11 protein-coding genes and 3 pseudogenes are annotated in these 10634 nt (G+C 26.0%); 3 read left to right on the top strand and 11 right to left on the bottom strand.

Features of this window, described 5'->3' with window-relative positions:
- Nucleotides 1-203, bottom strand: a pseudogene (locus HNQ06_RS05390) (hypothetical protein); the annotation flags it as partial.
- Between the two features lie 33 nt (nt 204-236).
- Nucleotides 237-845: an Erp family outer-surface lipoprotein gene (locus HNQ06_RS05385; protein WP_184107958.1), complete on the bottom strand. Its 609-nt coding sequence runs from the start codon at nt 843-845 to the stop codon at nt 237-239.
- Nucleotides 846-1275: 430 nt separating this feature from the next.
- On the opposite strand from HNQ06_RS05385, the pseudogene HNQ06_RS05380 reads away from it, so the two are divergent.
- A pseudogene (locus HNQ06_RS05380) lies at nt 1276-2053 on the top strand (tyrosine-type recombinase/integrase).
- Between the two features lie 5 nt (nt 2054-2058).
- Here HNQ06_RS05380 and HNQ06_RS05375 read toward each other — a convergent pair.
- The 7 genes and pseudogenes from HNQ06_RS05375 to HNQ06_RS05345 all read right to left on the bottom strand — a co-directional run bounded on the left by HNQ06_RS05375 (nt 2059) and on the right by HNQ06_RS05345 (nt 7943).
- On the bottom strand, nt 2059-2484 hold the full coding sequence (locus tag HNQ06_RS05375) for a DUF261 domain-containing protein (protein WP_184107956.1): 426 nt from the start codon (nt 2482-2484) through the stop codon (nt 2059-2061).
- Between the two features lie 51 nt (nt 2485-2535).
- Nucleotides 2536-3858, bottom strand: a pseudogene (locus HNQ06_RS05370) (DUF244 domain-containing protein).
- Nucleotides 3859-4297: 439 nt separating this feature from the next.
- Nucleotides 4298-4912, bottom strand: a complete 615-nt coding sequence (bdr, locus tag HNQ06_RS05365) for a Bdr family repetitive protein (RefSeq protein WP_184107954.1) — start codon at nt 4910-4912, stop codon at nt 4298-4300.
- Between the two features lie 3 nt (nt 4913-4915).
- Nucleotides 4916-5494 (bottom strand): chromosome replication/partitioning protein, encoded by a 579-nt coding sequence (locus HNQ06_RS05360; protein ID WP_184107952.1) that lies wholly within the window; start codon nt 5492-5494, stop codon nt 4916-4918.
- Nucleotides 5495-5543: 49 nt separating this feature from the next.
- Nucleotides 5544-6293 (bottom strand): ParA family protein, encoded by a 750-nt coding sequence (locus HNQ06_RS05355; protein WP_184107950.1) that lies wholly within the window; start codon nt 6291-6293, stop codon nt 5544-5546.
- The gene (locus tag HNQ06_RS05350) at nt 6269-6835 is read right to left on the bottom strand and encodes a DUF226 domain-containing protein (protein ID WP_184107948.1); all 567 of its coding nucleotides are present in this window, start codon (nt 6833-6835) and stop codon (nt 6269-6271) included. The genes HNQ06_RS05355 and HNQ06_RS05350 overlap by 25 nt, the downstream gene beginning before the upstream one ends.
- A gap of 10 nt (nt 6836-6845) precedes the next feature.
- Nucleotides 6846-7943 (bottom strand): plasmid maintenance protein, encoded by a 1098-nt coding sequence (locus tag HNQ06_RS05345; RefSeq protein ID WP_184107946.1) that lies wholly within the window; start codon nt 7941-7943, stop codon nt 6846-6848.
- Nucleotides 7944-8327: 384 nt separating this feature from the next.
- Between HNQ06_RS05345 and HNQ06_RS05340 the strand changes: the two genes are divergently transcribed.
- Entirely contained in the window at nt 8328-9278 is a 951-nt protein-coding gene (locus tag HNQ06_RS05340; RefSeq protein ID WP_184107945.1) for an ERF family protein, read from the top strand.
- Between the two features lie 44 nt (nt 9279-9322).
- Here HNQ06_RS05340 and HNQ06_RS05335 read toward each other — a convergent pair whose 3' ends face one another.
- On the bottom strand, nt 9323-9745 hold the full coding sequence (locus tag HNQ06_RS05335; protein ID WP_184107943.1) for an Mlp family lipoprotein: 423 nt from the start codon (nt 9743-9745) through the stop codon (nt 9323-9325).
- Nucleotides 9746-9916: 171 nt separating this feature from the next.
- On the opposite strand from HNQ06_RS05335, the gene revA reads away from it, so the two are divergent.
- Entirely contained in the window at nt 9917-10390 is a 474-nt protein-coding gene (gene revA / locus HNQ06_RS05330) for a fibronectin-binding protein RevA (RefSeq protein WP_184107941.1), read from the top strand.
- A gap of 136 nt (nt 10391-10526) precedes the next feature.
- On the opposite strand, the gene HNQ06_RS05325 is transcribed toward revA, so the two are convergent.
- A partial coding sequence (locus HNQ06_RS05325; RefSeq protein ID WP_343056777.1) for a BBA14 family lipoprotein occupies nt 10527-10634 on the bottom strand: 108 nt, incomplete at its 5' end.

The following is a 10634-nucleotide window of genomic DNA, read 5'->3' as shown; positions in this document are numbered from 1 at the left end:
TCAGCTTGCATTAATTCTTCAACTTTTGAATAAATTTTTGATTTAAAGTTTCCCAACCCCCCAACCAACTCTTCTTTTTTTGTATCTAAAAATCCTTTAACTTGTTTTTTTAAATTTTGTTTTAAATCTTCACCACTTGCAAAGTTCTTGCAAGAAATTGTCAGTGCAAAAATAACACAAATAATATATATATTTTTATTCATAATTATCCTCTCCTATAATTTGAAATTCTATTTCTATTTTAAATTCTTCTTAAGCTCTTCTAGTGATATTGCATATGCAGCAGTTTTATCTCCTGAATTCTCAATTTTATCTCCCGAAAATGTAATATATTCAGAACCATCAATTTTTTCTATCTTTGTTTTTATCTCTTTATTTTGGACACCGCTTGCATTATTTTGTTCTCCCTTATATCCATAATACAAACTAGTTTTGAATGATCCACCTTCAGTCATTGCTTTTACAAAGTTATTAACTTCTGACTCTTCTAATGAAAAGAATGTAGAACTGTATCCTCCTCCTTGATTATCATTGTTTAAACCCGTTGCAATACCATATTCTTCTTTTTCTACAACTAAAGTTCCCAAGTCTGTCCAGTTACCATTATTGTCTTTTTTATTTTTAATTTTTACAGTAAATTCAGAAAATTCTACTTTTTTAACTTTTGACTCACCACTATTTTGCTCATCATACAAAGATAAAGCATTTACAGTAAATTCAGAAAATTCTACTTTTTTAACTTTTGGTTCACCACTATTTTGCTCATCATACAAAGATAAAGCATGATTTTTACAAGAACTTATCAAAGCAAAAATAGAGCAAATAATTAATATTTTCTTATTCATAATCCACTCCATAAGTCTTAAGTCTACCGCAACACCAAATAATTACAATTTTTCAAAGCTTTAAATATTAGATTTTGTTACATTCAGCTGTTACATATTAACAAAACACAAATGTAATTTTAATCAACTCTTCAAAATCTCTCCATTGCAAATGCCCTACTCATTACAAAAGACTACAAAATGCATACAAATTAAATTTCAAAGTATTTGCTATATATTACACAAAGTATTATATCTTTCTTGTGTACCCCTCTCAGAAATTGACACTTCTCTTTATTATAGCCATCCTACAGCCCAAATTTTACATGCAATGACAACACACTAAATTTGACTAAATTTTTTTGTTTTTGGTAAAATGTAAATTACAATTTACATTTATTTTTATTACTTTTACTTAATTTAAAAGTAACACCTACAAGGAGCTTGTCTTATGGACATTAATAATTATTTTAATTTAAATAATAACAATATAGATTTTATGCTTAAACTATTACAAGATCATCAAAAATTAATAAATGAAAACAAAATTCTTAAAAATTCACTAAAAAATTCTACCAAAAGTAAAAAAGATCATTCAAAACCAACTCCTAAGTTTTTCTTGACTCCAAAAATTATTAAATTAATTCTAAAATGCTCCAAAACCTTAAAACAAATTGACCCAATTTCTGGTTGGTTTGTGCACCTACTCTTAATAAGTGGGTGTAGAGGCACTGAAATGCAAAAAGTAAAAATGCAAGATATTACTCCCTTTTTAAGCAAAACTGGAAAAACTTTATATACTATTAAAGTAAATGTGGCAAAAAAAAAGAAATGTCGCCTGTATTAGAGAAATTGTCATTAACTCAGAAGAGTTCCAGGCTATCCAAACAGCACATAAAAATCATTTCGAAGAAAAAACTCTTGACTCGCGGCGTACTTATCTTTTCCAAAAGAGCAAACATAAGTTTAAAGATAATCAAATTGACATTGTCCATATTTCTAAAAAATTCAAAAATCTTCTTAAAAAATCGGGATTTCGTGTAAATAAATCTCTCCACTTATGTCGAAACTTATTTATCTCAAATTTAAAATCTAATAGTTACAATTCTTTTCAAATTAAAGAACTTATGAAATATTCTTCAACCAATGAAATTGATAATATCTACGGCCTATCTTCTGCTAATAAAATTCAAGCTTATGAATGTGCTAAAAAGTGCCTTAAACTTTAGCAAAACTATTTTAGTTTAAATATTCGTTTTGAAGTTACTTTAAATATTTTCCCACGTGGCTTTAAGTCAAGTGAATCATATAATATTTCTTTATTTTTTGTTGCTATAAAGTGATACCCATTAACCTTATCGATTTTAACTTCACTTATTTCAAATTCATTTGCTGCACCCAAATAATTTAAAGACTCATATCTCACGCTACTTCTAATTCCGTAGTAATTAAGTATCATACACGGATTTATAATAAAACAATTACTCTTAATGTAGCCAAGTCCTATAAATCTATAATACGCTGTATTTATATCATATGCATTAAATTCACGTTTCTTAAATAGACTTGTATAATAATGTAGACACAAAAAGTAACAACCCCATTTTTGTATCTCTGGTCTTAAAGTTCTATTGTCTTGTTTTATTTTATTAATAAGCATTATTTACCTCTCCTATATTAAATTATTTCTTTAATTTTTTAGTGCACCCATTCACATGGGGACACTAACACTATTTGCAAATGCTATATTGCTAGGGAAAAACAATGTTTCACTTATTGGCAATAAACAACTTAATCTATCTGATATTGCTCTTTTCTTAGAATCAAAAGTGAACACAAAGTCTCTAAATCTATAATTTACATGTTCAATTAGTGGACATGTATTTGTAATATTGTCAATTAGCATTTTCAGCCTATCTTTATAAGGCTTTTCTCTTTTTTTATTTTCGTTTTGAATTCTATTTAATTCTTTCTGTATACTATCAATCTCCATTAGATCACACGCAAGATTTTCAGCAGATTGATTATCCCTAATTTCAAGGTCTACACAATCAACATATTCTACAAATTCTTTTGCCTAATCAAACTCAACTCCAGAACTATAAAAATCGCTCCTTTCTACTAAATCCTCAACTAGTTTTATCACCTCATTATTATCATTATTTAATGTTTGTAAGTTGATATTATTATTTTTAAATATTTGAGTTCTTATGTTAAAAGCTTCCGTCTCGCATTTGTGAACATATTCAAGCACTTTTGCTATTAGGCCATCATTTCTCTTAATCTTACAGTAAACTGGTGCAGCATCGATTAAAAAGAATAAATTACAATACTCAAGTCCAGTACATGCTAGTTGCATTTGTGCCTGCACATAATATTTGAAAAAATATTTACTGCTTAAAAAATTGCCATTTTTATTGTACTCAGCAATAGCACTACTCATATAATGAGAGTCGCTATTTTTAATCTCTAAAAGCTCTAAATCACCAGTATTATTGATAAACCAGCCATCAATTGTTGAGCCTACTAAAGTTTCTGTACTTCCCATTTTTTTGAAATAATTATACTTATCAACTCCATTGGCATATTTGTTTTTATACAAAATATCAATATTATCACCATGTGCTTTAACAAATTCTCTAAATCCTAAATTCTCTAATTCCTTACCCTTGAGCATATACAAATTCTCTTCAAAAGGCATACTTATTCCAAAATATTTAAGCACTCTATTCATCATTAAATCTTTTAGTCCTGCACCACCAATTAGAATACTATCTACTTCACTAGCTCCGTATTTATCTAGCTTGTTTCTTTGTGTGCTAAAATCAATATTTCGATTAAATCTAAAACACTCTTGACTGCTTATTCCTGGTAATTTCTTACCTATCTTGCTTAATTTACTTTTTTCTTTAATGGGAGAAGATTTTTCCTCAAATATTTCACATCCAGTAAAACTTTGTTGATTAACACTTATCATTTTGAGCTCTCCTTGATTAATTTCTTGTGGGTTATTATTGTTTGAAAGATTTTCCATCTTTTTCCTCCTTTATTTAGTAATAAATAAATATATAGCAAAAACTATTTTTGCCAACTTTTTTACAAAAATTTTTACAAAAAAAGAGCTTAACTATGTTCTCAAACAAAAGGACTTAGTTAAGCCCAAGCTAAATTGGATTTATAATAACATAAATGGAGTAAATTCCCTCCTATTATTATAATAATAGTAACAAAAATTATTTTGGTCAACTTTTTACAAAAATTATTATAATAAAGCTAGGGTTTAACCGAATTCACTTATTAAAATTATTTTTTAAAAGCTTTTCAACAATTGAGTATAGCCCAATTTAGAATTAAAATCAATTTGTATTTGTTGAAATAAAAGAACTTATTTAAATTCTCTTGTTAAAAAATTCAAATAAGTTCTACTTTAAAGCTATATACTAAATTATTACTTTATAAAATTTTAATCATTCTTAATTTAAAAAATACTTATTGAATATAGAATAGATAATTGGAGCAAGCGTTATTCCCATTATTAGAATTACTTGTATTGTTCTATTACTTGCAGCAAGTTCGTTTTTTAAAACATTTATTTTATTATCTAGGCTAGATATATCCTTTTGTAAGGTTTTTTCTACACTATCTATTTTAGTATTCAAGCTAGATATATCTTTTTGCAAAGTTTTTTCTACATTATCAATCTTAGTATCTAAACTGTCTATTTTGGCATTTAAGCTCTTTTCTACATTGTTTATTTTGGCGTCTAAACTATCTATTTTAGAATTAAGTTCATTCTTAACACTATCTATTTTAATATTTAAATTCTTCTCTACGGTATCTATCTTAGTATCTAAACTATCTATTTTTAGATTTAAATTCTTTTCTACATTATCAATCTTTGCATCTAAATTGGATATGTCCTTTTGTAAATTCTTTTCTACATCAATTATTTTCTCTTTTAAAATTTCAAAGTTGTAATTATCATTATGCAGAAAAACAAAATCTATTGCTTCCTTGCTAAACCCTATATTTAAAAATTCGTTTTTTATGCTTTCTATGTTATATGTTTTGTATGCTAAATTGTTCATAGGTTATCCTTTTAATTGTTTATACATTTTAAAAAGTTTACTAATCAAATCTTTTTGATTTTCAAAAATCTCTTGCATCATAAAGCTTGTAAATTTAGCATTGTTTTTGTAAAAATCATAACTTTCTTGAGTTTTAAGTTGAAATCTTAGCGGTTTTATTGGATTTTGTTTTGATTTTTTCAATACTGGATTTTCTTTATCTTTCAATACACTTAATATTAATCTAAATCCATTATCTAATACATATTGTTCCTCAATAACCCCTGCTTCTATTGCATTGGCAATTTTTAAATAGTTATACGCTTGAGTTTTTGCAACATCATAATCTTTTATAAAAGCATCGAAACTTTTATATCCATCAAGTTTATAGTATTCATTATCTTTAATTTCTTTTAAGATTTTCATACATTCTACTCTATTAGAAACTCCTTCTCTAAGGTTTACATATAATTTCTTTTTCAAAGTATTATAACGATCTGTTTCAACATCATTTTTACTAACATTAGAAGAATCTACAAGTAATGCATTCCCCTCAGAATCAATATCCCTTTTATTGATTATTAATTTTGTATTATTTTTCATAACAAGCCTCCTTAATTATAAGTTCAACGCGATGAACTTATAATTAAAATTATTTTAATTTTGCATAAAAATTTATTAATGAATTTTTATACTCTTTTATATAATCCATTTGAAAATCAAAAGAAGAATTACTAGCAATTCTTCTATTTAAATCTTCTCTTTCTGATATCATTCCTAAAAAATTTTCTTTGGAATTCAGCATTTCCAACAATTGCTTATGTGTATTATTTTTCTTAAATCTAGTTATTATAAAATAAGTAGGCAATTCTACACCTATTTTTTTCATAAAAAATTTCAAAAGGTCAAAACTTTCAATTGTCCATTTTTCTGCTGTCAAGGGGACAATTACATTGTTACAACAAACTAAAGCATTAGTTAAAGTAAAATCCAAACTTGGGGGAGTATCAATTATAATAAAATTATATCCAACATCTATATGTTTAAGCTCTTTTTTTAATCTAAATTCATCAAAAGTGTGCTTATAACCAAAAGCATTTATACTGTGTAAAGTCAAATAACTAGGTATTAAATCTAAATTATTCGCTACATTAACGATTGATCGATTAATATCTAATTTTTCTATTAAAACTTCATATATATTATTTTTTCTTAAATCTATACTGGATTTTTGTATATCATCATAATAATAACTAGTGGTGGATGCTTGAGTATCTATATCTATTAATAATACCCTATATTTTTGAGCCAATAAGGTTGCAAATATAATAGCACTTGTGCTTTTACCAACACCGCCCTTGATTGACGCAATTGTTATTATTTTAGGTTTTTTATTATCCATTTTATTAACGGTCCTTGTTCCGGGTATTTTTTCCCATAAAATTTATATACTTGTTGTTCTAAATCTGTAAACATACTAAATAAAACTTTGTTGTAGTGATTATTGGTTCCTTTTTTATCCAATAAACGATATAATCCCTTGAAATAGCAGAAAACACTGCCTGCTTTAAATCTAAATTCCATATAATATGCCCTTGCTAATGCATATGCTTTTCTAGTCCCATTTATTTGATACTTTATTAAAGGTTTTTTAATTGGTTTTCTATAACCATAAAAAATACCAATAAACTTGTCTCCTTCTTTAATTGGGTACAAGTGAGTTTCTTCAACAATTCTTTCTCCATTAAATAAAGCCCTCAATGATAATCTAAATTCGTGTTTTTTCTCATAAACTCCAAATTTGTAAATGTCCATCATTATTTTTGTATGGTACATTGCTTTCCCATTTTCTTTTTCAATTAGAATAAAGCGTTCTTTATTTTGGCATTCAACTTTACATTTGCCCTTTTTTACAGTTTCAATAGGTTCAGGTGCATTTTCCATATTTAAATCCTCATACAGCCTTTATGTTAAATTCTTCTGTGTTTAAAGAATTTTTTTTGTTTTTTATTAGTTCTAATAATTCAAGATAATATGTACCAAATACTTTATTGTATTCTATTTTCTTTTGTTTATTCAAATATTTTTTGATAATAGGCTTTAGAATTTCAATATTTGTATCTTTTTTTAGTTGTTCAATAAGAATATTGAAAATGTTTGCCTTTAAATTTTGATAATTTTGTTGAGAATTTTCTTTTTTTCTTTCAATCGACTTTTCTAATTTACGCTTTATATTGTTTAAATCGTTATATTTGTGATTTTCAATAATAAAATGGGGCTTATATTTATAATTTTCGTATACTTTTTGTAAATTTATTTCTAATTGTTTGGGATTGTACCCGTTTTCTTCTAATTCTTTCCTAGTGTTGTATAGAATTTCTTTTAATTTTTTTTGCTTTTCTTTCATACAAGATTTTTTTATATTGAATTTTTTTATTAGGGCAATTTCATTTTGTTTTAAAATTATCATTGCCTTAATCTTCGTATCTTTATCGGTATTTAAATTCAAAATAGAAAGAGCTTCTTCCGTTTTAAAGTTACAATTATTGAAATAATTTCTTAGTTGATATTTTTCTATTTCTTTATTCTTTCTTTCTTCTTTTATATTATTTTTATTATTTAAACACTCCACTGAATTTACACTACCATTTTTAGAAACATTGTCTTTAAAATGGTTATTAACTCTAGATTTAAATCTAGAGTTTTTTCGTTCTTTAAAATACTTGTTGATTTTCTGGTAACATTCTTTTTTAGGATACTTTAGCTTATAGTAAATTTCAGTTCCACAATTTACACCCATGTGTTGGTAGTAGTTGGTTGTAACTTTTAGTACTTTTTCTAATTTATAAAGATAGTTTTGCATTGTTCTTAAAGTAGTGGGAGCCAGACTATTTCTTTTTAGATTTTCATTAAAATAATAAAGTATGTTTTGTTGCGTGTATTTCTTATCTTTTTTGTTTAGGTAATTCAGCGTTGAAATAAGAACAATTAATTTATATTGGTGTTTGTTGTGGCAAGTGGCATTTTTTATTGTTTTTGAAAGACCTTTCATGTTTTTTCTCCTTTATTTAGTTATTAATAATTAATTATTATAATGCAAAATTTTGATTTAAAAGTAAATACTTTTCTAAAAAAATATTAAATTTTATGTATTAATTTAATTAAATTAATACACTTTTTGTAACTTAGTAAAAATACAAATTGATTTTAATTTAAAATTGAGATACACTACAAACAGCGTAGTTATTTGAACATTTTTCAGTTTTAACTACCTTTATTTAGTAATTTGCAAAAAAATAATACAAGGGTTTAGCGAAGTTCTTTAGCAAGAGAATTTAGCTAAGCCCTATTTTTTTGTAAAAATTTTTGTAAAAAAGTTGGCAAAAATAGTTTTTACTATATACTTATATTTATTACTAAATAAAGGAGGAAAAACATGGAAGGTCTTTCAAACAATAATAATCCACAAGAAATACAAAATAATATACAAGCAAAAATAAGCTTCAGAAAAGATATGAAAACCCTAAAAATGAATTTACCAGGGATTGACAAAAGTCTTAAAGGATATGGATATAAATATCAGAATTTCAATGAAATAGTAGAAGAAATTGAAAACATTATTAATAAGCACAATTTGGAGCTTGATTTTGAGCAATATCCAATATCTAAATTTATAGATGGTCAAAAGGAGCATGTTATTAGGACCACGTTTTACAGTACAAGTACTGGATATGAATTTTCTTTTGATACACCAATGCTTACAGAAAACTTACAATGGAACAATGAAAACGGGTCTAAAAATGTAAATACAGTACCACAACTGGTTGGATCAGCTATTACTTATTTCAAAAGGTATGCTTTAGTTGCATGTCTTCATATAAAAAGTGAAGTTGATACTGATGCAGCGCTTATTTACAATAATCACGAAAACCAAAATTCTATGCCTAACAAGCAAGTTAGTGTTTATCAAAAACAAGAACAAAAAAAGCACATAAATCAAGAAAAAAATCAACTAAATAACTTTAATAAAAACTTAAAATCTAGCAAGGCTTATTGCTATGAAATTTTTAGAGACGCACTGTTTAATATAAAAAATTGGGTAAATGAAGATGAAGAAAAAAATAATATAAATGCTCTTATTCGGGCATTATGTGCTAATAATAATGATGCTTTAGAGGATCTTTTTGAAAAGAATGCTAAGCTTAAGAGTATAGAATATTGGGTAAATATTCTCTTAGAATATTTCAATAAAACTAATAGATTCGATGATCTAAATAAGCTTAAAGTATTTATGTCTGATAATCGGGATGTTTGTAAAACAAAAGTATTAAAATTTTTTTGCATGTTAAAAAAAGAAAGGCAATTTAATTATATATTTGCAGTATAGTAATATTTTTGAATAGCAGCCCCCTATTTGGGGGCTTTGCTATGTTAGGAATTGTCACAGGTACTAACTGCTCCAGTCGAAAAAGTATCTATATTTCCACCACTAAAAAACCCTTGAACTGTAGTTTTGAAGGTGTTTTTTCCTTCAACATTTCCATTACATTTATCAAGTTCCGTTTTTATATGTTCAAGCGCTGATTTAATTTTGCCCTCATCATTTTCTAAGAATTTATCAAATTCTCCAGCACCAGTCAAAGCAGTTTTTAACCAGTCAAGTTGTGTTTTTTGATCATCAGTTAGCTTTTCTCTAAGAAGTTCTTCTTTAGATTTAAGCCCTTCTTGAGGTCCTTCTTGTTGGCTTAAATCACGCTTTCCCTTATTTTTTAGTTGTTGGGCGTGGGTATCATTAGCAGTGCAGCTATTTAGTATAAGTAAAAATAAACAAAATAATATATTAATGATTTTCATTGTTATCCTCTCTTCTTATTTCTAGTACAATATGTTGAGTAAAAATAAAATTCATTCTTGTAATTATAGATCCTGTTTTCAAAAATTTTTAAAGATTTTAATTGGGAGATTTATATTTTTTGAATGTTGTGCTAGCTTTTATCTCATTATTATTGAATATAGGAGTAACTAATGAAAAATAAAAACATATTTAAATTATTTTTTGTATCAATGTTATTTATAATGGCTTGTAAAGCATACGTAGAAGAAAAGAAAGAAATAGATTTATTGAGTACAGACGTTTTAGCTCTTAAAAATGATTCTTCTGGTGACACATTTAAAGATTATAAAGATAAAATAAATAAGTTAAAAGAAAGTTTAAAGGATGTAAGTAATGCAGAACTTGAAGAAAAACTATTAAAGTTGCAAAGTCTATTTAAAGATAAATTAGCGGCTAAATTAGAAGCGTTAAAAGCAGCTAAACAAACAATTGAAGGTTATACAGATAAAGACCAAAAGAAAACGGATATATGGAAAGAGGCAAAATTGGTTGGAGTAACTATAAAGTTTAGTGGGAGCAGTACTTCTGGCAATGGTGCAAAAATGTCTGAAGAAGCTGTAAAACAGATAGACGAAGTAATAAATTTTCTACAATGGGCTAATTGATTAGTAATTTAAATTAAAAATGTTAAAATCTAGATATTATATTAAAGTAGATTTAATATCTAGATTTTTTTCTGTTGTAAAAGCCAATTTGATTAATATAAAGTATAATTTCTTGCAAGAAAACCCTTTTTGTAATTTACATTTTTAATTTAGAATACTGATTATACACTTTTTTAGCTATAGGCTTTGTTTTCTTAATGTACTCTAGATATATCTTGATATTATGTTTTACTGAAGTTATGGA

It is taken from the genome of Borreliella lanei, assembly GCF_014205895.1.
GTDB classification, from domain to species: domain Bacteria; phylum Spirochaetota; class Spirochaetia; order Borreliales; family Borreliaceae; genus Borreliella; species Borreliella lanei.
Note: the sequence above shows the minus strand (reverse complement) of the source record. Positions and strands in the feature narration are given on the sequence as shown.